We start from the raw sequence: 22,538 nt of genomic DNA on the forward strand, positions 1-22,538 counted from the left end.
TGCTCCTGACGGTTTCCTTGCTGCTTCCTACAGATCCACTTCAATCAGCTTATTATCACTGCGGGATAGGCGGGAACACATCGTCTGGAATCGGGTTTTCAAACGGTGTGTGCTGCAATCTTTCCTGATGGTCGGCTTTTGCCTGTGCAATCAGCTCAGGCGTCACCAGCAGGTCGATAGCCAGTGATGCCATTGCTTTCGCTGCATACTCCATGCCTTTGTGGGCAGCACCGGTTTTCCCCTGAGCGACCAACTGCCATGAATGCGCCGGTGTACCGATGGCGTAAGTGGCGCTGCGGATCTGCACCGTCGGTACAACCCAACTCACCGTCCCCACATCGGTGGAGCCGATGAAGGCTTCATTCGGGCTATACAGCGGGTAAATCCCGTCATGCAGCGTTAAACCCGGCTGAGGTTTGACACCGAAACGCGCGTAGGATTCGGCAATGTCTTCGGCACTCAGCGCCGTCTGGAACATCGCCGCCATCTTACGATCTTCGTCATCAAACGGTATCGGGCCGAGTGCCAGCAAATGTTCGTGCATACGCGCTTCCAGCGGCGGATTTGCCAGCAGGTTGGCATCACCGCTAATCACTTCGCTGCTGACCTCAGTTTCCGTCATCAGCGCCGCGCCTTCGGCAATTTTCTTCACGCGTTTGACGAGCTGGTGCAACTCCGGCAACTGGCGTGCCCGCACGAGGTAACGCACAGTGGCGTTGGCCTGAACGACGTTCGGAGCCTGGCCGCCGCTGTCGGTAATGGCGTAGTGAACGCGAGCGGAGGAAGGCATGTGTTCGCGCATGTAGTTCACGCCGACGTTCATCAGCTCCACGGCATCCAGCGCGCTGCGGCCCAGATGCGGGCTGGCGGCGGCATGAGCGGCGCGACCTTTGAAGTAGAAATTCAGTTCGTTACAGGCCAGCGACACCGGGCTGTTGACGCCAGTGAAGGTCGCCGGATGCCAGCAGAGGGCGATATCGACGTCGTCAAAGACACCTTCCTTGACCATAAAACCTTTGGACGATCCGCCTTCTTCCGCAGGGCAGCCGTAAAAACGCACGGTTCCAGCCAGTTCATGCTGTTGCAGATAGTCTTTCACTGCCGTTGCCGCCTGTAGCGCCGCGGTGCCGAGCAGGTTGTGTCCGCAGCCGTGACCGTTGCCCCCGTTTTCCAGCGGCTTCGGTTCTGCGACGTTCGCCTGCTGGCTCAGGCCCGGCAGCGCATCGTATTCACCCAGAATGGCGATAATCGGCAGACCTGCGCCGAATTCCCCCAATAGTGCGGTAGGCATACCGGCGATGCCTTTCGTCAGGCGAAAACCTTCCGCCTTCAGGACGGCTTCGTGCTGTGCCGCTGAACGATGCTCTTCGTAGTTTAGCTCCGGCGTATCCCAGATGCCGTCGCTCAGCGTACAGAACTGCTGTCGCTTGGCCGCAATCAGGTCGCAGATTTCTTCTACGGCTTGATGGTTGACCGCGGGCAGCATTCCTTCATTGTGTGTTGCATTCATGCGTGGTGTGCTCGTTTGATTGTTCTGATAGGCATTGGCGAGGGCGAGTCATAGCCGGCTAGCCATGACTCGCGATTCTGCAATCGGGTAATGCTTAGAGCGGTGTGGTGTCCATGCCGAACCATTTTTCGCTCAGTTTTCTGATCGTACCGTCTTGCTTGGCCTGATCGATGGCCTTGTCGAACATGGCTTTCAGCTCTGGATCGCTCTTACGCAGGCCAACGGAAGAGCCGCTGCCCAAAATGCCGCCGATGAACTGTGGCCCCGGTGTGACGATATCGGCATTGCCCGGTTTTTCCGAAATGCTTTTCAGGTAAGGTGCGGAAGCGATAACCAGATCGACACGGCCCGCTTTCAGATCCAGATCGTGTTCTTGCGTGGTTTTATATTCACGTACCTTCATCACGCCTTTCATATATTTATCCAAAAAGGCGCTGGCGATAGAGGCGGACTGTACACCAATAGTTTTGCCTTCCAGCAGCGGCTTCAGCTTCTCAATTTCAGCCTTTGCGGTGGCTTCGTCGGCTGGATTAATGGAGAAACGCTGGCCTGCGTCTGGGAATTCTTTAGCGAGTTTGCTGGATTTCAGTACGGCGAAAGTCTGTCCTGCCTGCGTGTACGGCTGGCTGAAATCGATCACCTCACGGCGTTTTTCCGTAGCGGACATACCAGAAATGATGGCGTCGAACTTACCAGCATTCAGGGCAGGAATGGTGCTGGTGAACGGTTGAACCATGATCTCGCATTTCACCTGCATGTTGTTACACAGCACTTTGTACAGTTCGATCTCCATGCCATCCAGCGTGCCATCTGGCTTGGTGAAGTTATACGGGTGGTAAGCGCCTTCGGTGGCGATGCGGACGGTCGTCCATTTCTTCTCTTCCGCTGAGGCGGTGAATGAGGCGGCCAGCGTACCTGCCATGCACAGCGAGCAGGCGAGCAGAGTCAGTTTTGATTTGATCATGATGGTTTTCTCCTGGTACTTCATATAATTATGTTTTTCCCACTTTCATCACGCGACAGAGAGATAAATCTGCACATGAAGCTAGCGGGGCTGTGTTTACCAACTGGCAATAAATTGCCGGAAGCGAGCCGACTGGCTGGCAGTGAAAACCTGCTCCGGCGTTCCCTGTTCTTCAATTTCCCCCTGGTGGAGGAAGACGATACGGTTAGAGACTTCGCGGGCAAAATCCATTTCGTGAGTCACGACCAACATGGTCATCCCTTCGTCCGCCAGCGTGCGCATCACGCGCAGCACTTCGCCAACCAGTTCCGGGTCGAGCGCGGAAGTCGGTTCATCGAACAGCATCACTTTGGGTTCCATCGCGAGCGCGCGGGCAATGGCGGCGCGCTGCTGCTGTCCGCCGGACAAATGCGCAGGATAGTAGTGGCGCTTATCGGCCAGACCGACTTTCTCTAATAGCTGCTCGGCGTGTTCCACACACTCTGCCTGTGGACGCTTTAAGACATGCACGGGCGCTTCGATGATGTTTTCCAGCACGGTCTTGTGTGACCAGAGGTTAAAATTCTGGAACACCATACCCAACTGAGTACGAATTCTGTCGATCTGTTTAGGGTTCGACGGGCGGTTTTGCCCTTTGCGGTTCGGCTTCATTTCAATCGCTTCTCCGCCGACGAGAATCTCGCCCTGATCGGGAAGCTCAAGCAGATTGCTACAGCGCAACAGCGTCGATTTGCCTGAACCGGACGATCCCAGAATGGAGATGACTTCCCCCTGATTGGCTTCAATGGAGATCCCTTTCAGAACGTCCAGAGAACCGAAACTTTTGTGAATGTTGCGCAGGCTAATGGCGGGTGTCGTCATTGCAGGTCTCCCAATTTCTTAATTTTTTTCGCTGCCGGCTGCGCACCCGGCGCACGGAGATGAGGGGTAAGCGTAAATTCTGTCCACATCAGCAAACGTGTCAGAATAAGGTTAATAAACAGATAAATGGCACCGGCGACCAGGAAGACTTCGAGCGCACGGTAAGTTTCTGCGATGAGGCGTGCGGCGATCCCGGTGATTTCCATCAGCGTGATGATGGAAGCCAGCGAGGTCGATTTCACCATCGAGATCAGCTCGTTGCCGTAAGCAGGGAGCGCCTGACGGATCGCCAGCGGGAAAACGATTCGCTTGAAAATCATGAACGACGGCATGCCGCAGGCGCGCGCGGATTCGATTTGGCCTACCGGAACGGACTGCAATCCGCCACGGATAATCTCGCAGGCATAGGCGCCGGTACACAGGCTGAGCGACAGCAGGGCGCACCAGTGGGGTTCCCGCAGAAACGGCCACAATATGCTCTCGCGAATCCATTGAAATTGCCCCAGTCCGTAGTAAATCAGGAACAACTGCACCAGCAGCGGCGTACCGCGGAAAAACAGTACGTAGGTTCGTGAAATTGAGCGCAGCACGGCAAAGGATGACAGCTGCATCAATGCCAGCCCTAACGCCAGAAAGAAGCCCAGAAAAACGGAGCTGACCGCCAGTTGCAGGGTCAGCGGAATACCGGGAATAATCTCCAGAAACGTGTCGTACAGAAAAGGAAAATCCATCAGCGTTTCACACCCCGGGAATAATGAGACTCGGCGCGGCGCATAATCCAGCCGGAACCGATCGAAATAAGCAGATACAGCAGTGCGGCAGCCATGAAGAAATCAAACGGTTTGCCAGTAGAGCCTGCACCGGTTTGCGACTGTGTCATCAGTTCGGCGACACCGGTAACGGAAACCAGCGCAGAGGTTTTCAGCACCAGTTGCCATACGTTGCCGAGCGCGGGGATGGCATGGCGCAGCAGAAGCGGCATGATGATGCGGCGCAGGCGTAGCATCGTTGGCATGCCGCAGGCTTTAGCGGCTTCAATTTCCCCTTTGGAAACGGCGTAGAACGCGCCGCGATAAACTTCCGTCTGCTGTGCGCCGGAGGAAATGCCGACGGCGAAGACACCTGCAAGGAAGCCGGGAAAGCCGAGAAATTCGTTGCTGCCAAACAGTTTAGCCAGCAGCGTTAACGCGGAACTGCCGCCGAAATAAAGCAGGTAGATGATGAGCAGGTCCGGTATGCCTCGGGTGATGGTGGTGTACCCATCAGCCAAATAGCGCACGGGGCGATTGCCGCAAATTTTGGACCAGGCGCCAATCGTGCCGATCGCAGCTCCCAGCAGGAAACCGCAGATCGCCAGTGCGAGCGTCATTCCTGCCCCAATCAGTAATAATTTTCCCCAGCCATGCTCACCAAAACTGATGAGTTGCCAGAAGGTAATGTCTTCCACAAGTGACTCCAAACTGCTTACTTATTGTTCTGCCTGGCAGAACTGTTTTTTGTGATCAAAGGACTACATGCTCCGTTTCCGTTCAGAAACGAGAGTAGAAATACGTAATGACGCGATGTATCACCCTTCGATATGTACTCATGCGTGAGGCACTAATTTCGATAAACCACGATGGCTTGACGATGAAATCGGTTCGAGATGAACGACTCAGAGGTCGTGCCGCGAATCTATTAGAAAGCTAAGCAATAGTCGGGCCACGTTTTACGTAAACTATTATTGATTATTTATTCATATAGTCTGCTTATTAATGAGTTTTGTTTTAGTCAAAATAAGGCAGATATGGCCTGCGGTAAAGCATTAAAGTGACATTTTGTAAGGGGGTATGTCCAAAATAGTGCATTGTTATGCTATTTGGTGGGGCGTTGCATTATGATGGTGCAATAACCGCTATCCGGCAGAACGGACAGCGGGTGAGGAAGGAGGTAGGGAGAGGATTATGCTGTCTGGTCAGAGAACCAGCTCAACTTTTCCCGTAGCTCGACGACGTTGCCGATGATGATCAAACTCGGGCTGCTGGCCTGTTGTGCTAATTCGCTCAGTTGAGAGAGCTGTCCACTCAGGACGCGCTGTTTGGTAGAGGTGCCGTTTTCGATAATCGCGACAGGCACGGTTTCCGGTAACCGCTGTTCGATCAGCTTGCTTTGAATGTACTCGGCTTGTTGCAGCCCCATATAAAACACCAGCGTCTGCTTTTCCGCTGCGAGGCTGGACCAATCCAGATCGGTGTCGTGTTTAACGTGTCCGGTGATCAGTCTGACGCCCTGCGAGCGATCGCGATGGGTGAGTGGGATACCGCTGTAGGCTGAACAGCCCGACGCGGCGGTAATACCAGGTACGACGGAGAACGGCACGCCCGCCTGCTGCAGATGCTCCAGCTCTTCGGCGCCACGGCCGAAGATAAAAGGGTCACCGCCTTTCAGCCTGACGACGCGATGGCCCGCTCGCGCCTTTTCTTCAAGCAACTGATTGATTTGCTCCTGAGGCATGCAGTGATAGCCAGACGCTTTACCCACGAAGATGCGTTCGGCGTCGCGGCGTGACAGATTGAGGATCTCTTTCGAGACTAACCGATCGTAAACGACGATATCGGCCTGTTGTAGATGCTGTAGGCCTTTCAACGTCAGTAATCCTGCATCACCTGGTCCGGCGCCGACCAACGTCACTTCACCCCGGTCATCCAGCGGGGCGGAGAAAAGCAGTTCCGTCAGTTGCTGAACACGTTGATGGTCTTCATTTGCCAGCGCCTGCGCCAGCCGATCGTGTACGAAGAGTTTTTCCCAGAAGCGACGGCGTGCGCTCATCTTGCAGAAACGTTTTTTCACTCGGCTGCGCAGTTCACCTGCGAATGTCGCCAGCTTACCGAGATTTTGCGGCAGAATACTTTCCAGTTTTTCCCGTAGCAGACGGGCTAATACCGGTGCGGCACCGCCAGAAGATACGGCGACCATGAGCGGTGAACGGTCAATGATCGACGGCATAATGAAGCTCGCGCGTTCTGGTGAATCGACGACATTACAGAAAATCCGACGCTCGCTGGCGCTGGCATAGACATGATTATTGACGTCCTGATCGTCAGTGGCGGCAATCACCAGCCATACCTGGTCCAGCAGTGTAGGATCGAACGTGCCGTGTACCAGCGTTAACTGCGCATCCTGCTCCCAGGCGCGAAATTGATCGTTAAAATCGAGCGCATTGACGGTAATGACTGCGCCAGCGTCCAGCAACAGCCGGGCTTTGCGCTCGGCTATTTCACCACCCCCTACCAATAGACAAGGTTTATCGTGTAGCTGACAGAATATTGGCAGGTAATCCATGTAACGCCTCTTAAGCACTCAGATTTTCTTGAAAAATCAAATGGGGTTGTGCCCTGCGGTCACAGGGCATCGACCATTTCATTAAGGTAATGGTTGGCTATTATCAACCGCAATGTCACGGTCTGCGATGGATATTTGCACATTACCGTTGGTTACCTGAGTATCGTAAGCTGCAACAGAATAGGCTCCATCCTCCAGGCAAAAGCCATCATAAAGGCGAAAATGCTGTTTTTTCAATGGGCTTGCTACCCAAAGCTCCTCATGATGTTCGGCCAGTATGCCACGGCTTAATACGCTAGCCTGCGCGAACGGATCGATATTGCTGATGGCGTAAACCTGCTCGTCGTTACGCGGTCGGAACACGGCGATCTGCTGCTGTTCGACGAGCGCGCAAACGCCGGTGCCGGGCAGGATGTCGTCTAACTTACATACGGTCGTCCACTGGCTCATGCGCTTTCCCCTTCTAGTTCAATCTGTTTCACCGGAATACGTTCAGCAGGGCGTGCCGGACGATGTTGTTGACGTTCACTGACCATTTGCACGTTCGGGTCACGTTCCGGGCTGTTAATGAAGTGGGTAAAACGTTTCTGTGCTTCCGGGGATTCCAGCGTCGCCTGCCATTCACAGACGTAGCCTTCGCGCAGCCGGGCGATATCGGCTTCAAGCTGATCGTTAATGCCCAGTTTGTCTTTCACAATCACGTTGCGCAGATAGTCGATACCGCCTTCGAGATTATCCAGCCAAACGGAGGTTCGTTGGAGCTTATCGGCTGTGCGGATATAGAACATCATGAAGCGGTCCAGATAGCGGATTAAGGTGTCGCGATCTAAGTCGGCTTCCAGCAGGTCGGCGTGGCGTGGCTTCATTCCACCGTTGCCGCACACATAGAGGTTCCAGCCTTTCTCGGTGGCGATAATCCCGACGTCCTTACCCTGTGCTTCTGCACATTCCCGCGTACAGCCGGAGACGCCAAATTTCATTTTGTGCGGCGTGCGGATGCCTTTGTAGCGGTTTTCCAGCTCGACGCCAAAGCCCACGCTGTCGCCGACGCCAAAACGGCACCAGGTGCTACCGACGCAGGTTTTTGCCATACGTAACGCCTTGGCATAAGCGTGGCCAGTTTCAAACCCGGCTTCGATGAGCTGAGCCCATACGTCTGGCAGGTCGTCTTTTTGCACGCCAAATAGCGCCATGCGCTGGGAGCCGGTCATTTTGGTGTACAGGTTATATTGCTTCGCGATGCGACCAATGGCGATCAGGCCATCCGGCGTGATTTCTCCGCCTGCGGAGCGTGGGATCACGGAGTACGTGCCGTCTTTCTGGATGTTGCCGAGGAAGTTATCGTTGGAATCCTGTAGCGGCGTGTGCTGTGGTTTGAGCACGTATTCGTTCCAGCAGGAAGCCAGCAGGGACGCCACGGTCGGTTTACAGACCTCACAGCCGTAACCTGAACCGTGTTTCTCCAGCAACTGATCAAATGTTTTGATTTTCTCGATTTGGATCAGGTGGTACAGCTCCTGACGTGAATAGGCGAAGTGTTCGCACAGGTGATTATTGACTTCAATCCCCTGTTTGCTGAGTTCCGCGTTCAACACCTGTGTCAACAGCGGGATACAGCCGCCGCAGCCAGTACCGGCTTTGGTGGTTTCCTTAATGGCAGCAACGGTATGACAGCCGCCGTTAATCGCTTTGATGATGTCGCCTTTGGAGACGTCGAAGCAGGAGCAGATTTGGGCGCTTTCCGGCAACGCATCCACACCCAGCATCGGTTTCGCACTGCCGGCCGCAGCAGGAAGAATCATCGCTTCGGGTGAATCCGGTAGCGGGATCTTGTTCAACATGAATTGCAGCAGGTTGCCGTAGTCCCGCGTGTCGCCGACCAGCACAGCGCCGAGCAGCGTTTTATTGTCGGCGCTGACGATCAGACGTTTGTAGGTTTCTTTCTGTTCATCCAACCACATGTAGCTGCGAGCGCCCGGCGTATGGCCGTGTGCGTCACCAATTCCACCGACATCGACGCCCATCAGCTTCAGTTTGGCGCTCATGTCGGCGCCCTGGAAGCGGTTTTCATGCCCTAACAGATGGTCGACGGCAACCTGTGCCATCTTGTAGCCGGGCGCGACGAGACCAAACGGTCTGCCCTGCCAGGCGGCACATTCGCCGATGGCGTAAACGTCAGGGTCGGAAGTCTGGCACCAATCGTTAATGGTGATACCACCGCGTGGGCCGATTTCCAGCGCACATTGGCGCGCCAGTTTGTCTTGCGCGCGGATGCCGGTAGAGAACACGATAAAATCGACTTCCAGCGTGCTGCCGTCGGCAAACACCATCGTCTTGCGGCTTTCCAGACCGGAATGCTGGATGGCCTGCGTATTCTTGCTGGTGTGTACGCGCACACCCATGTTTTCAATCTTGCGTTGTAGCAGAGCGCCGCCCTGCGCATCCAACTGTTCGGCCATGAGCACTGGAGCGAACTCAATAACGTGCGTTTCTACGCCAAGGTGTTTCAGTGCGCCTGCGGCTTCCAGACCTAACAGACCCCCGCCGATCACCGCGCCACGTTTGCTGCGGCGGGCGCAGTTTTCGATGGCGTTCAGATCTTCAATGGTGCGGTAGACGAAACAGTCTTGCCCGTTTGACCCTTTGATTGCCGGGATCCAGGGATAGGAGCCGGTTGCCATGATGAGCTTGTCGTAATACACGGTACGACCGGAATTGGAGTGAATGGCTTTTTCACTGCGGTTGATGGTGATGGCACGTTCACCGAGCAGGACGTTAACACCGTTCTTTTCGTAATAGCCTTCACGTACTAAAGAGAGTTCTTCTACCGTGTGGTGAGCGAAGTAAGAAGAGAGGTGGACACGATCGTAGGCGACGCGGGGTTCTTCACAAAAAACGGTAATTTCGTAGGTGGACGTTGGGGCCTTATCCAGCAACTCTTCGATAAAACGGTGGCCAACCATCCCGTTACCGATAACAGCGAGTCTGACTTTGTTCATTTTTGCCTCAAATTTGCTTCTTCTGAGGCTACCTTATCGCGCTACAAAGGCCGCTTATTGATGTATATCAAGTTGTCTTTTATATACTTCTTTGTGGGTATGTTGATGATTTTACTTATTTTTTATTAAGTCTTGGTTTTTGTTGGAGTTTTCGTGACTGGCAAAAATGAGATCTATAGCACGCTTTTGGTCACAAGCCGACTGATTAGCGGCCAATCCGGTATCAGAGTAATCATCCCCCTCATTAATCATTCGCGCGTCTGAGCGTTTAAAAATAAAACTAAGGGATTATCCATTTGTTTAATAAGGATATGAAATTTTCTGGTGATAATGCTCACAGCTTTATGTGCGATTGCACAATTATCGGCGACATAATTTCGTCATATGGAAGAAATTGCCTAATGACTAACGGCGTAACAACCTTAATAATTGAAAATAAAACACCATTTTTTTTTAATTAGCACACTATTTCTATTCTGTGACGTTGATCGACTTATAAGGTCGTACCAGAGAGAGTGGTGCTTTTTATCTACCCGTCCCAACGTAGTCAGTGGCGTTATTCGTTACTTATTTTATATGGCTTACATTCGCAAATCTTGTACATGAGTTGTGTTAAACATCAAGGCAGGTAGCAACGTGAAAATAGAATCAATTGATGTCACCGTCTTTACTTATCCCACACGCCGGGTTTCCGACAGTGCGGGTCATTCACACCCGGGACCTGAAAATCAGGCCAAGATGGCGCTGTTAACCATCACGGCAGATGACGGCCAAAAAGGCTACGCTTTCGCACCGCCGGAAGTGATTCGTCCTCATATTGTTAATGCTTTCTTCCGCAAGGTGCTGATTGGGCAGAACCCGTTCGACCGTGAACGTCTCTGGCAGGATCTGGTGCACTGGCAACGCGGTAGCGCCAACCAACTGACCGATCGCGCGCTGTCGATTGTGGAATCCGCACTGTGGGATCTGCAAGGCCGCGTACTGAACATGCCGGTGCATAAACTGCTCGGCGGCTATCGTGAAAAAGTCCCTGCTTACGGCAGCACCATGTGCGGTGATGAGCTGGAAGGTGGCTTATCGACGCCAGAGGAATACGGCCAGTTCGCAGAAAAGCTGGTGCAGCGCGGCTATAAAGCCATCAAGTTGCACACCTGGATGCCGCCGGTATCGTTCGCACCCAGCCCGAAGATTGACGTGAAAGCCTGTGCCGCAGTACGTGAAGCCGTTGGCCCAGACATCTGCCTGATGCTGGATGGCTACCACTGGTACAGCCGCAGCGATGCGCTGTATATCGGTCGTGAATTGCAAAAGCTCGATTTCACCTGGTTTGAAGAACCGATGGAAGAACAGAGTATGGCGTCCTATAGCTGGCTGACCAAGAGCCTGGATATCGATGTCATCGGGCCGGAAAGCCTGTCAGGTAAATACTTCAGCCGTGCTGACTGGGTTAAAGAAGGCGCATGCGACATTTTACGCGCGGGCGTGCAAGGTGTGGGCGGTCTCTGGCCGTGTATGAAGGTCGCTAGCCTGGCGGAATCCTTCGGCATGGACTGCGAAGTTCACGGTAACGGCGCGCCAAACCTCAACGTCGTTGGGGCGATCAAAAACTGCCGCTGGTATGAGCGCGGTCTGCTGCATCCTTTCCTCGATTACGACGAACCTGCTGCTTATCTGAATTCGATTGTCGATCCGATGGATGACGAGGGCTTTGTGCATCTGCCGCAACGTCCGGGGTTGGGAGAAGATATCAATTTTGACTGGATTGAGGAGCATACCCTAAGTAAAGAATAACTTTTTGTATGAATGGTTTTTTGTTCGATCTGAAAGATAGCCTTACCTAAAAAATAAAAAGTTGTCGTCTTCCATGCTCCCACACCTGGAGAATAATGATGAAAGCACGAGCAATACTCCGTACCCTGCTGTTAGGTTCACTCTGCATGGCCGCTACGCCGGCCATTCTATCGGCAAAAACCCCTGACGATCAGCTGATCGTGGGGATGAACATGAACAACATGCTCTCACTCGATCCGGCCGCCATGACCGGTAACGAGGTGGTGGGCATTATCGTCAACCTCTATGATTCGCTGGTGGTGCTGGATCCCGCCAACCTGAGTAACATCCAGCCTTCTCTGGCGAAAAGCTGGAGCGTCAGTGATGACGGCAAAGTCATTACCTTCAATCTGGTGGATAACGCCAAATTCCACTCCGGTAACCCCGTCACGGCGCAAGATTTCGCTTGGTCGATGAAGCGTCTGCTTAACCTCAACATGGCGCAGGCCACGACGTGGAAATCCTACGGCTTCACCGCGGAAAACGTGGAGAAAATGATTCGCGCCAAAGACGACCACACCGTTGAAATTGAACTGCCAAAACCAAACGACCCCAAACTGGTGCTCTACTCGCTGGCGACGCTGGGCAGCGGCTCAGTGCTGGACAGCAAAACGGTCATGAAGCATGAGAAAAACGGTGACTGGGGCAACGGCTGGCTGACCACGAACGAAGCCGGTTCCGGCCCGTTCAAGCTGGACGTGTGGCAGGCGAAAGACGTGCTGCGCATTAGCAAAGTTGAGAACAACTGGCAGGGCGACGCCAAAATGCGGCGTGTGATCTTCCGTCATATGACCGAATCACAGGCGCTGCGCCTGATGATTGAAAAAGGCGACATTGACGTGGCCTCTGGTATGTCGGTGCCGGATATCAACGCGCTGAAACAAGATAAAGACGTTGTGGTTGATGAGGTGAAAAAAGGCACGCTGTACTACGTTGCCATGAGCCTGAAAAATGAATACTTCGCTAAACCGAAAGTGCGTGAAGCGGTTCGCTACCTGATTGATTACGATGGCGTCAATAAAACAGTGATGCCAGGCTACGGTTTCTATCATCAGCGCCCCATCCAGAAAGGGATGGATGCGACGTTGCCGGATCCGGGCTACAAGCTTGACGTGCCGCGCGCCAAAGCGCTGCTGGCCGAAGCGGGCTACCCAAATGGATTTGAAACCACGCTGCGTGTTCTGTCCGATCAGCCGTTCCTGAATCTGGCGACATCGGTACAGTCCACGTTGGCACAGGCGGGCATCAAAGCCAAAATCATCTCCGGCACCGGTAATCAGGTTTACGGCGCGATGCGCGATCGTAACTTCGATATGCTGGTTGGCCGCGGCGGTGGTGGCGTCGATCCGCATCCTCACTCCAGCCTGCGTTCTGTTGTCTATAACCCGGATAACAGCGACGAAGCCAAACTGACCAACTTCCAGGGCTGGCGCACCTCTTTCTACGACAAACCGCTGAATGACATGATCGATCAGGCGCTGTTGGAGAAAGATCCTCAGAAACAGAAGCAGATGTATATCAACGTACAGAATCGCTATGAAGAACTGTTCCCGGCCATTATTCCGGTGTCGCAGATGATCGATTCCGTGGTGTTGCGTAAGGACGTGAAAGGCTATGTGCCACATCCGTCTTCTACGACGCATCTGCGCGAGGTGTATAAGCAGCGCTAGTGTCCACACGTTAAACCGGATGATTAGCCGACACGTTCCCGGCTAATCATCCCGATCAGATACGCTAAAAAGAGATGACCGCGTGAGTGGTGATTTGCTGTCGCCGCTAACCGGGATATCAGGAGAAAGAACATGGTTTTCTCTGATTGGATCAAGCCGGGTGGAGTACTGCGTCGTTTGGCAAAGCGTCTGTTTCAGGTGATCGTCACACTGTTCGGGTTATTAATTCTGACTTTCGTGATCGGCCGCGTGATGCCAATCGATCCGGTCCTGGCTATTGTCGGACAGGATGCCGACCAAAGTACCTATCAACAGGTTTACCAACAGCTGGGGTTGGATAAGCCGCTGTATGTGCAGTTCTTTATTTACTTCAATTCGCTGATGCATGGGGATCTGGGCAATGCGCTCCTGACCGGACGGCCGGTTATGGATGACATTATCCGCGTTTTCCCGGCCACCGTTGAGCTGGCGACGATGGCGATTATCGTCGGTGCCGGTCTGGGTGTGCCGCTAGGTGTGCTGGCTGCGGCGCGGCGCGGCAAGTGGGCGGATTATGTGGTGCGTTTTATCAGTTTGGCTGGTTATTCCACGCCGATATTCTGGGTCGGGATGATGGGGCTGCTGGTGTTCTATGCCTGGCTGAACTGGGTTGGCGGAGCAGGGCGGGTTGACATGGCCTATGACGGGCTGGTGGAAAACCGTACCGGTCTGCTACTGGTGGATTCGTTACTGGCGGGCGAGTGGGATGTGTTCCGCAGTGCACTGAACCATTTGGTGCTGCCGGCCACGATTCTCGGTTTCCACTCGTTGGCCTATATCAGTCGTATGACGCGCAGCTTCATGCTGGCGCAGCTTTCGCAGGAATACATCATTACTGCACGAGTGAAAGGGCTGTCGGAGTTCCGCGTTGTCTGGGCACACGCGTTTCGCAATATTCTGGTTCAGCTTCTGACGGTGGTGGCGCTGGCCTATGGCTCGCTGCTGGAAGGGGCGGTACTGATCGAAACGGTCTTCTCATGGCCGGGCTTTGGTTCCTATCTGACAGGCAGTCTGCTGCTGGGGGATATGAACGCGGTGATGGGTTGTGTGCTGCTGGTGGGGTTGATCTTTGTGACGCTTAACCTGCTGTCGGACATGTTGTATCAAATCTTTGATCCGAGGACGAACGCATGAATATTTCCTCTGAGCCGCCGGTCACTCGCGAATCGGTAATGCGGACACCGCCGGAAAAACGCGCGAGCCGGCTACGGCTACGTGGCGCGCGGATCGCCGGGTTCCTATTGATGATGCTGCGCAATCCGCTGACTGCGATTGGTTCTGCGATTGTGCTGATGTTGATGCTGGTCGCGATCTTCGCCCCGTGGATTGCGACACACGATCCGCTGGCGCAGGACTTGGCCAACGCGTTACAGGCACCGAGTGCCGCACACTATTTTGGCACCGATGAGTTCGGGCGCGATGTGTTTAGCCGTCTGGTCTATGGTTCACGCATCACGCTGTATATCGTTGCGCTGGTATCCGTCACCGTCGGACCTATCGGGCTGCTGCTGGGCGTGGTGGCGGGCTATTATGGCGGGATTGTCGATACCATCCTGATGCGTATCACCGATATTTTCATCTCTTTCCCTAGTCTGGTGCTGGCGCTGGCGTTCGTTGCGGCGCTTGGCCCAGGGCTGGAACATGTGGTGATTGCAATTACGCTGACGGCCTGGCCGCCGATTGCCCGTCTGGCAAGGGCGGAGACGCTGTCGCTGCGCCACGCGGACTTTGTTTCTGCCGTGAAGCTGCAAGGAGCCTCGTCTATCCGCATCCTGCTGCACCACATTGTGCCGCTGTGTCTGCCGTCGGTGATTATCCGTATCACGATGAATATGGCCGGCATCATTCTGACCGCGGCAGGTCTGGGCTTTCTGGGGTTGGGGGCACAGCCGCCCGATCCTGAATGGGGCGCGATGATCTCTGCGGGTCGTCGTTACATGATGGAGTGCTGGTGGTTAGTAACTATTCCGGGGCTGGCGATTTTGATTAACAGCCTGGCGTTCAACTTCCTTGGAGACGGCCTACGTGACATCCTCGATCCCAGAACTGAATAAGTTTTCTCAACGTGCGCCGGGAAGCTCGCCCCTGATGGAAGTGGAAAACCTGCGGGTGAGCTTCGTGAACCGCGGGGCAGTGACTGATGCCGTGCGCGGCGTGTCCTTCACATTGGGTTGTGAAAAGCTGGCGATTGTCGGCGAATCTGGCTCCGGTAAATCGACGGTCGGCCGTGCGCTGCTGCAGTTGCATCCGCACAGTGCGCGGATTACCGCGGACAAACTGCGTTTCGGCGATACCGATCTGCTGAAAGCGGATGAGGCGCGGATGCGTCAGATTCGCGGTAAGCGCATATCGATGATTATGCAGGATCCAAAATACTCGCTGAACCCGGTGGTGTGCGTCGGCGATCAGATTGCCGAAGCCTATCTGGCACACCATAAAGTGTCGCACCGTGAGGCGAAGGAGAAGGTTATGGCGATGCTGGACGTGGTGCGTATTCGCCAGCCAGAGCGCGTATATAATTTGTATCCTCATGAAATCTCAGGCGGGCAGGGACAGCGCATCATGATTGCGATGATGCTGATTACGGAACCCGAAATCGTAATTGCCGATGAGCCAACCTCGGCGCTGGATGTGTCTGTGCGCTTGCAGGTGTTGGCAATGCTGGATGATTTGGTGAGCGAGCGCGGTCTGGGGCTGATTTTCATTAGTCACGACATCAATCTGGTACGCAGCTTCTGCGATCGCGTGCTGGTGATGTATGCCGGGCGCGTCGTGGAGTCCATCGCCGCCGCCGATCTGGACAACGCGCAGCATCCGTATACGCGTGGGTTGCTGAATTCGCTGCCGGATATCGATCATCGCCGTCCGCGTTTGCCGGTGATGAATCGCGATCCCGCTTGGATCAATGGATAAAGGGGATAATCATGGCAACTGAAGCAATGAGTCAGCGTAAGCCGATGATCGAAGTGAATAACCTGAATCTCTCTTTTGGTCATGGCAGCGCGAAGAATCAGGTGTTGTACGATGTGAACCTCACCGTCAATGATGGCGATATCTTTGGTCTGGTGGGGGAATCGGGCTCCGGCAAAACCACGGTGTTGAAGTGTCTGGCCGGGCTGTTTAACCATTGGGAAGGCACGCTGCTGATTGACGGAAAGAAACTGGCGCACCGGATCGATCAGGCGCGCTGCCGCCAGGTGCAGATGGTGTTTCAGGATCCGTACGGATCGCTGCATCCCCGTCATACGGTGGAATCTATTCTGGAAGAACCTCTGTCGATCCATCGCTTTGACGATCGTGACGATCGTATCGATAGCTTGCTGGAGAAGGTGGGGCTGGGAACGAACTTCCGTCGCCGTTATCCGCACCAGCTTTCCGGTGGGCAGCGCCAGCGTGTGGCGATTGCCCGCGCGCTGATTCTGGAGCCGAGGTTGCTGCTGCTGGATGAGCCGACGTCGGCGCTGGATGTCTCGGTGCAGGCGGAAATTCTCAATCTGCTTCTGGAGTTGCAGCAGCAGGAAAAGCTGACTTACCTGATGGTGACGCATGATTTGGGGGTGATTTCCCATCTGTGTCATAAAGTCGCAGTGATGCAGTACGGCAAGATACTGGAAACGCTGGAAACCGACGACCTGACCAGTGATGTACCGAAGGATGCGTATACCTCAATGCTGGTAGATGCCAGCCGTCAGTACAGCCGCGATCTGGCGGTGCGCTCGGAGCGTATGGGCTAGATACGGATGGACTAGGTACGCTGCGCGATAATCATCATGAGGGCCGAGCAATCGGCCCTTTTTTTATTTTATATGCAGGTTTCCGCTAACAGTTGGTTACGAACAGACTTTTATACGTAAAAAAAGGTAAATGGGTAGCGTTGAAGGGTGTGGATACTTACAATCATTACGCTTTCTGTAGTCGGCCTCTTCAAAAAGGAATTCTCATGTTCAAACGTACTCTGGTTGCCGCGGCAGCCCTTATTTCACTGACGGCATTTTCTCCCGCCTTTGCGGCTTCCGACGCCAGCACGCGTGTGCTGTTGACGACGTCCGCGGGCAATATCGAACTGTCTTTAGATAACCAAAAAGCGCCAGTTTCGGTAAAAAATTTCGTCGAGTACGTTAACAATGGTTTTTATAACGGGACGACATTTCACCGTGTGATCCCTGGTTTTATGGTACAGGGCGGTGGCTTTTCTGGCGAAATGAACCAAAAAGCGACGAATGCGCCGATCAAGAATGAAGCTGACAACGGCCTGCGTAACCAGCGTGGTACGATCGCGATGGCGCGTACCGCAGAAAAGGATAGCGCGACCAGCCAGTTCTTTATCAATGTCGCCGACAATGCGTTCCTCGATCATGGCCAGCGTGACTTTGGCTACGCCGTGTTCGGCAAGGTAGTGAAGGGCATGGAAGTGGTGGATAAGATCTCTCAGGTACAAACGAAAAATGTCGGGCCTTACCAGAATGTGCCGACTACACCTATCGTGATTCAGTCCGCTAAAGTGTTGCCCTGATTGGCACGATAGATAAGCAAAGAACCGAGAATACGCAAAGGCCACTAATGTGGCCTTTGCGTTTTTGACAAAGCTAGCAAGCGGTAGTAATGGATAGATCGTAAAGACGCTGTAAATACTTCCCTGTACGCTCGGCTTGCGCAGATATGAATCTCATCCCTGAGATTCACCCTTGCAGGGCCGTCGCTAGCGACGTTCAAAAACGTTCCTGACGTTTTTGTCCATGGCGCAAACGCTTTACTCTTCTATTCCATTACCACCGTTTTACTGCGTAGATAGACGTTATTAACGTCTCGACTACCGCATTATTCCAGCGCTTTAGCCATTTGCTGTAACCAGGCATCTACGCCCGTGCTCGGCACGTTCAACTGACGGTAGGTCGTGGTTGCAACGGGATAGCCGCCAACCTCTTCCTGACTGTTCACGAAGCCACCTGTCCGCTGTTTGAAATTCTCTACGATACGTTTATCGACGGCATCACGATCTTTCGGTCGTGCGCCTGCGCTTTGTAGTACCTGATTGGTGACGGCGCTGGCAGGTGCTGCGGTTAAGCCTGAAGGCCAAATCGGGGAGACTTTGAGTAAATTAATCCCGCTGCCTGAGGTTTGCGGCGCGGCTTTTCCCTTGGCATCGTAAGCAAGGTTATCTGACATCCAGACATCGCCGGAGCTGTTGCTTCCTACCAGCCCTAAGCCTGCTTTGGTATTGGCGCCGTAATGCATCACGTTGCCTGCAACGGAGACGCGTGGGCTGGCAGGCATGGTTTTCCCTTCCCACTCGCCTTTGACGCCACCAACGCGAACGCCCCAAATGCCAGGGTTGTAGATCAGGTTATTGACCATGACACCCGTTGAACCCGCCTTGAACCAGGCGTTGCGCTCGTTGTTGTGCGCATACAGGCTGCCAATGATTGACACATCAGTCACGTTATCGTGAACCAGCGTGCCCATCGAGTGAATGCCTTTGGTATGAGCTGAGTCGTATAAGCCTTCAGCAACAATATTATTTGAGAGCGTGATGCGGTGTGCGGTTCCCTGTGGGCCGTCATAGCGTGGGCCAGAGATAGACAAGTTTTCGTCTGTCCCCCAGGCGAAACTGGAGTGGTCGATCACGACGTTGTAGGCATCTTTACCGTTGATTGAAACATCGCGTTCAAAGCCGCTTTTTTTACCCGTACCGGCATCGCCGATGCGAAAACGGATATGCTGCATGAGCACATCATGCGTGCTAATCCCCATTCCGCCGCGAATGATGGTAATGCCGGGAGAAGGGGCGGTCTGACCGGCAATAGTGACAAACGGCTCCGTTAAGCGGAGGTCACTTTTATTCAGGTCGATAATGCCGCCAACCTCAAAAACAATAATACGCGGCCCTTTGGCGGCCAGCGCTTCCCGGAGTGAACCAGCCCCAGAAGAGGCCAGCGTTGTGACGCGAATAATTCGCCCACCGCTGCCTGCGACGGTATCCGTCCCGAATCCTTTCAACTCTGGTGCTGCCGGTGTGGCAGCGTTAGCCATCGGTATGCCGATACTGAATACTAATCCAGCACTGAATACGACGCTGCTGCTGAACAGCGCGGCGGACAGAAGAGAACGTTTCATTTCATTTCCTTGAATATTAACGATAAAAATGAGCGAGCCCTTAGGGCTCGCTCAAGTGCGGCCCGAACGATAAACCGACGGGCGTTAAGCTCGCTTGCAGGCTCCTATAGCACAGGACAATGAGGGGCGGAGCCTGAAGTTCGCTTATTTACGCTTTACACGTAGCAATTAGTTACAGCTTGCTGCTGTCAGGACGGCAAGGTTTTTGCCCACGCCAGCATAGTTCGCCAGTTTATCCTTCACGCACTGTGGTGAAACGGTAGAGTAGCTGTAAGGAAGAGAAGGGAACGTGCCTGTGCTCTTCCAGTCTTCAGCATTCACGTAGGGCTTGGAATCTTTATCCCAGGTGATGTTGTATTTAGCGAAGTCAGCCGGGCTCATAACGTTGTTATTACGCAGATCCCACGTACCGAAGTTGGAACCGTCGTAACGTGAGGTCACTGGGTTTTTCGCATTTTCGAACCAGTTACGTTCGATCAGCGCAATCCCATTCTGGCGCACGTTCAGGCCAGAACTGGTGACGTTGGTATACAGGTTATTGTAGGCGTGAACTTTACCACCACGTTGCAGTGGGAGGCGGGCGTTAACGTCATCGTAAATATTGTGATGGTAAGTCAGGTCACGGCCCGTATCGCTGCTGCTGAAGCCGCTCAGACCGACTTTTTTGATGCCGTGAATGTAGTTGTACGATACCGTCACGTTGGTTGAGGCTTTCTTGATATCAATCGCGGATTCGAATGTGGTGTCACCGTCTTTTGTGCCTGCGCATTCAAAGTTTTTCGCGAAGATCTCGTTGTGGTCAATCCAGACGTTCGGCGTGTTATCGATACGAATCGCATCGCCGTCCTGCGCGCCGCCAGGCATGTAGCCGAAACGCATATTGCGGATAACGATATCGGATGATTTAACCAGCCAGATCCCAAAGTTAGCGGAAGAACCGTTGGTTCCGATGATGGTAATCCCTTTGGTGAACTCTTTGATTTCCACACCGCGTGCGTCTTTCTTCCACTGACCGCAGATATCGTTCTCTGCGGCTTTAATCAGCGCATCTTCATTACCGTTATAGGTGATGACGAGCGGGTAAGCGCCTCCTTTGACTTTCTTACCTTTGGAATCCAGTTTCGCTTCTTCGATGATATCAATAATATCTTGCATGGAACGTGCGGTTTTTTTCACGGCACCGGCAACGTCGCCGCCGTCAGTGGTGGCATAACCCCCCGTATTTGCCGCCATTGTCGGTTGAGCCGCAAGTAATAACAGCCCAGCGGCTGCAGAAGGCAGTAGGTATTTCATTAAGGTACTCTCCTTGGAATTGAATTTTTTGGGTATAAATGATCCACATAACCCAGATTATATTATTGGGGTGTTTCAATAAAAATGAAATCAAGGTTTATTGAAATCCCGATTAAGTGTTATCATAAAAATAAAATAATTCAATATTTAGGTATTAAATCTATCGGATGAATAACGCACAAAATATTGATGACTAATAAGTGTCTATTTTAAATGGTAATATTTTTTTCATTTTTTCTAAAAAATGATGTTGAGAGTTTTTATGAAAAATAAAATTATATTTCGTTTTATTATTCTGCGATGAGGAAATTTTGATAGCGCTGATAACTGTGAGCGATATCAATAAATAAGTAAAATTTCCTTATTGAGATGGCAGTATCAGAAAATAGTTGATGTCGATCAAATTATTAATTAATCCCGTGTTGATGAGTCACTATTCTTTTTACTCGTTAATCCTTAATCAAAGAATGGTTTCTCATTAAGCATTAGCCATTAATTCATCAATTAAATAATTAGCGTGATACTCAATTCATTGCTTTTTTATTAGATATGGCACGCGTAAGTCCCCATAAAAAACAAGCGAGCTCTAAGAGCTCGCTTGAGGGTAAATCTGACCGCGTTTATTTACAGTTAGCTGCTGTCAGGACTGCCAGGTTTTTACCTACGCCAGCATAGTTTGCCAGTTTATCTTTCACGCACTGTGCAGAAACTGGGGTGTATTTATAAGAAATGGAAGGGAACTTGCCGGTGCTTTTCCAGTCATCCGCATTGACGTGAGGAGAGGAAGGGCGGCCCCAGGTAATGTTGTATTTGGAGAAGTCTGCCGGTTTGGTGATGTTGTTATTACGCAACTCCCAGGTACCGAAGTTGGAACTGTCGTTACGTGCCGTTACTGGGTTCAACGCATTTTCAAACCAGTTGCTTTCGATCAGCGCGATCCCTTTCTGACGGACGTTAAAGCCTGAACCGGTGATACCGTCATACAGGTTGTTGTACGCATGAACCAGACCACCACGCTGTAGCGGCAGACGTGAATTAACATCGCGATAGATATTGTGATGATAAGTCAGGTTACGACCGGTATCCGTATTGCTGGAACCGCTCAGACCCACTTTTTTAATGCCATGGATATAGTTGTATGACACGGTGACGTTAGTTGACCCTTTCTTGATATCGACGGCCGATTCAAAAGTGGTGTCATTGTCTGGTGTGCCTTTACACTCAAAGTTTTTGGCAAAGATCTCATTGTGGTCAATCCAGACGTTCGGCGAGTTATCAATACGAATGGCATCGCCGTCTTGCGCGCCGCCCGGCATATAGCCAAAGCGCATATTACGAACAACAACGTCAGATGAATTGATAATCCAGATACCGAAGTTGGCGGATGAGCCATTGGTGCCCTGGATGGTGATCCCTTTGGTAAACTCTTTGACTTGTACGCCGCGTGCGTCCTTACTCCACTGACCGCAGATATTTTTTTCGGCCGCTTTAATCAGCGAGTCTTCATTACCGTTATAGGTGATGATCAGCGGGTACGCACCGCCTTTGACTTTTTTGCCTTTTGAATCCACTTTTGCGGCTTCAATGATATCCACAATTTCTTGCATGGAGCGCGCGGTCTTTTTCACGGCACCGGAAACTTCTCCGCCATCCGTCGTGGCATAACCGCCCGTATTGGCGGCCATGGCTGGCTGAGCAGCGAAAAGTAACAATCCGGCGGCTGCCGTAGGCAATAGATATTTCATTCTGACTGTCTCCTTGAAATATAATTTCATGGGCATTTATTGCTCCATATGCCCGATGTCATAGGTACAAATTTTCCAAAAAAATGACGCTTCATTTTGATGAAAAACCAAGGGGAGTGTGGTCAAAAAATAAGTTCAGTTCAAGGGTGAAATGTTAAATGTATTACAGGTGAAACATTTTGTAATACTGAT

Annotated in this window: 18 protein-coding genes; 7 read left to right on the forward strand and 11 right to left on the reverse strand. The window is 52.6% G+C overall.

The window, feature by feature from the left end:
• Positions 1-55 precede the first annotated feature (55 nt).
• The 8 genes from AB8809_RS01830 to nirB form a co-directional block, all read right to left on the reverse strand.
• A complete protein-coding gene (locus tag AB8809_RS01830; RefSeq protein WP_349856618.1) occupies positions 56-1,510 on the reverse strand; it encodes a M20 family metallopeptidase in 1,455 nt (484 codons plus the stop codon).
• Positions 1,511-1,604: 94 nt separating this feature from the next.
• A complete protein-coding gene (locus AB8809_RS01835; RefSeq protein ID WP_015841974.1) occupies positions 1,605-2,474 on the reverse strand; it encodes a transporter substrate-binding domain-containing protein in 870 nt (289 codons plus the stop codon).
• A gap of 96 nt (positions 2,475-2,570) precedes the next feature.
• The gene (locus tag AB8809_RS01840) at positions 2,571-3,335 is read right to left on the reverse strand and encodes an ABC transporter ATP-binding protein (protein WP_015841973.1); all 765 of its coding nucleotides are present in this window, start codon (positions 3,333-3,335) and stop codon (positions 2,571-2,573) included.
• Complete coding sequence (locus tag AB8809_RS01845; RefSeq protein ID WP_015841972.1) at positions 3,332-4,066, reverse strand: ABC transporter permease; 735 nt, start codon at positions 4,064-4,066, stop codon at positions 3,332-3,334. The genes AB8809_RS01840 and AB8809_RS01845 overlap by 4 nt, the downstream gene beginning before the upstream one ends.
• Complete coding sequence (locus AB8809_RS01850; RefSeq protein WP_181830535.1) at positions 4,066-4,782, reverse strand: ABC transporter permease; 717 nt, start codon at positions 4,780-4,782, stop codon at positions 4,066-4,068. Before AB8809_RS01850 ends, AB8809_RS01845 begins: the two co-directional genes overlap by 1 nt.
• 494 nt (positions 4,783-5,276) lie before the next feature.
• The gene (gene cysG / locus AB8809_RS01855; protein ID WP_349856617.1) at positions 5,277-6,656 is read right to left on the reverse strand and encodes a siroheme synthase CysG; all 1,380 of its coding nucleotides are present in this window, start codon (positions 6,654-6,656) and stop codon (positions 5,277-5,279) included.
• Between the two features lie 81 nt (positions 6,657-6,737).
• Positions 6,738-7,106, reverse strand: a complete 369-nt coding sequence (nirD, locus tag AB8809_RS01860; protein WP_015841969.1) for a nitrite reductase small subunit NirD — start codon at positions 7,104-7,106, stop codon at positions 6,738-6,740.
• Entirely contained in the window at positions 7,103-9,655 is a 2,553-nt protein-coding gene (gene nirB, locus AB8809_RS01865; protein ID WP_205947452.1) for a nitrite reductase large subunit NirB, read from the reverse strand. Before nirB ends, nirD begins: the two co-directional genes overlap by 4 nt.
• Positions 9,656-10,291: 636 nt before the next feature.
• On the opposite strand from nirB, the gene AB8809_RS01870 reads away from it, so the two are divergent.
• From AB8809_RS01870 to ppiA, 7 genes are all read left to right on the forward strand, one after another.
• Complete coding sequence (locus tag AB8809_RS01870) at positions 10,292-11,446, forward strand: mandelate racemase family protein (RefSeq protein WP_180743243.1); 1,155 nt, start codon at positions 10,292-10,294, stop codon at positions 11,444-11,446.
• 98 nt (positions 11,447-11,544) lie between these two features.
• On the forward strand, positions 11,545-13,155 hold the full coding sequence (locus AB8809_RS01875) for an ABC transporter substrate-binding protein (protein ID WP_180779405.1): 1,611 nt from the start codon (positions 11,545-11,547) through the stop codon (positions 13,153-13,155).
• A gap of 132 nt (positions 13,156-13,287) precedes the next feature.
• On the forward strand, positions 13,288-14,328 hold the full coding sequence (locus tag AB8809_RS01880) for an ABC transporter permease (protein ID WP_015841965.1): 1,041 nt from the start codon (positions 13,288-13,290) through the stop codon (positions 14,326-14,328).
• A 38-nt stretch (positions 14,329-14,366) separates the two neighbouring features.
• Positions 14,367-15,248: an ABC transporter permease gene (locus AB8809_RS01885; RefSeq protein WP_155116526.1), complete on the forward strand. Its 882-nt coding sequence runs from the start codon at positions 14,367-14,369 to the stop codon at positions 15,246-15,248.
• Positions 15,220-16,107 carry an ABC transporter ATP-binding protein gene (locus tag AB8809_RS01890; protein ID WP_015841963.1) on the forward strand — a complete coding sequence of 296 codons (888 nt, stop codon included), beginning with the start codon at positions 15,220-15,222 and terminating at the stop codon, positions 16,105-16,107. The genes AB8809_RS01885 and AB8809_RS01890 overlap by 29 nt, the downstream gene beginning before the upstream one ends.
• A gap of 44 nt (positions 16,108-16,151) precedes the next feature.
• Positions 16,152-16,928 carry an ABC transporter ATP-binding protein gene (locus AB8809_RS01895; protein ID WP_349856684.1) on the forward strand — a complete coding sequence of 259 codons (777 nt, stop codon included), beginning with the start codon at positions 16,152-16,154 and terminating at the stop codon, positions 16,926-16,928.
• A gap of 206 nt (positions 16,929-17,134) precedes the next feature.
• Positions 17,135-17,707 carry a peptidylprolyl isomerase A gene (gene ppiA, locus AB8809_RS01900; RefSeq protein WP_015841961.1) on the forward strand — a complete coding sequence of 191 codons (573 nt, stop codon included), beginning with the start codon at positions 17,135-17,137 and terminating at the stop codon, positions 17,705-17,707.
• Between the two features lie 305 nt (positions 17,708-18,012).
• Here the strand turns inward: ppiA and pelZ are convergent, their stop codons facing one another.
• From pelZ to pelB, 3 genes are all read right to left on the reverse strand, one after another.
• The gene (pelZ, locus tag AB8809_RS01905; RefSeq protein ID WP_181830616.1) at positions 18,013-19,308 is read right to left on the reverse strand and encodes a pectate lyase PelZ; all 1,296 of its coding nucleotides are present in this window, start codon (positions 19,306-19,308) and stop codon (positions 18,013-18,015) included.
• A 168-nt stretch (positions 19,309-19,476) separates the two neighbouring features.
• Entirely contained in the window at positions 19,477-20,601 is a 1,125-nt protein-coding gene (pelC, locus tag AB8809_RS01910; protein WP_015841959.1) for a pectate lyase PelC, read from the reverse strand.
• Between the two features lie 620 nt (positions 20,602-21,221).
• Positions 21,222-22,346 (reverse strand): pectate lyase PelB, encoded by a 1,125-nt coding sequence (gene pelB, locus AB8809_RS01915; protein WP_015841958.1) that lies wholly within the window; start codon positions 22,344-22,346, stop codon positions 21,222-21,224.
• Positions 22,347-22,538: the final 192 nt, after the last annotated feature.

It is taken from the genome of Pectobacterium aroidearum (assembly GCF_041228105.1).
Lineage (GTDB): Bacteria > Pseudomonadota > Gammaproteobacteria > Enterobacterales > Enterobacteriaceae > Pectobacterium > Pectobacterium aroidearum.

Bases quoted from the DNA above. Each gene is read 5' to 3' on its own strand.
- pelZ (WP_181830616.1), bottom strand. From the start codon at position 19,308: ATGAAACGTTCTCTTCTGTCCGCCGCGCTGTTCAGCAGCAGCGTCGTA.
- AB8809_RS01885 (WP_155116526.1), top strand. From the start codon at position 14,367: ATGCGGACACCGCCGGAAAAACGCGCGAGCCGGCTACGGCTACGTGGC.
- nirD (WP_015841969.1), bottom strand. From the start codon at position 7,106: ATGAGCCAGTGGACGACCGTATGTAAGTTAGACGACATCCTGCCCGGC.
- cysG (WP_349856617.1), bottom strand. From the start codon at position 6,656: ATGGATTACCTGCCAATATTCTGTCAGCTACACGATAAACCTTGTCTA.
- AB8809_RS01845 (WP_015841972.1), bottom strand. From the start codon at position 4,066: ATGGATTTTCCTTTTCTGTACGACACGTTTCTGGAGATTATTCCCGGT.
- AB8809_RS01895 (WP_349856684.1), top strand. From the start codon at position 16,152: ATGATCGAAGTGAATAACCTGAATCTCTCTTTTGGTCATGGCAGCGCG.
- AB8809_RS01835 (WP_015841974.1), bottom strand. From the start codon at position 2,474: ATGATCAAATCAAAACTGACTCTGCTCGCCTGCTCGCTGTGCATGGCA.
- nirB (WP_205947452.1), bottom strand. From the start codon at position 9,655: ATGAACAAAGTCAGACTCGCTGTTATCGGTAACGGGATGGTTGGCCAC.
- AB8809_RS01875 (WP_180779405.1), top strand. From the start codon at position 11,545: ATGAAAGCACGAGCAATACTCCGTACCCTGCTGTTAGGTTCACTCTGC.
- pelC (WP_015841959.1), bottom strand. From the start codon at position 20,601: ATGAAATACCTACTGCCTTCTGCAGCCGCTGGGCTGTTATTACTTGCG.
- AB8809_RS01830 (WP_349856618.1), bottom strand. From the start codon at position 1,510: ATGAATGCAACACACAATGAAGGAATGCTGCCCGCGGTCAACCATCAA.
- AB8809_RS01880 (WP_015841965.1), top strand. From the start codon at position 13,288: ATGGTTTTCTCTGATTGGATCAAGCCGGGTGGAGTACTGCGTCGTTTG.
- AB8809_RS01840 (WP_015841973.1), bottom strand. From the start codon at position 3,335: ATGACGACACCCGCCATTAGCCTGCGCAACATTCACAAAAGTTTCGGT.
- pelB (WP_015841958.1), bottom strand. From the start codon at position 22,346: ATGAAATATCTATTGCCTACGGCAGCCGCCGGATTGTTACTTTTCGCT.
- ppiA (WP_015841961.1), top strand. From the start codon at position 17,135: ATGTTCAAACGTACTCTGGTTGCCGCGGCAGCCCTTATTTCACTGACG.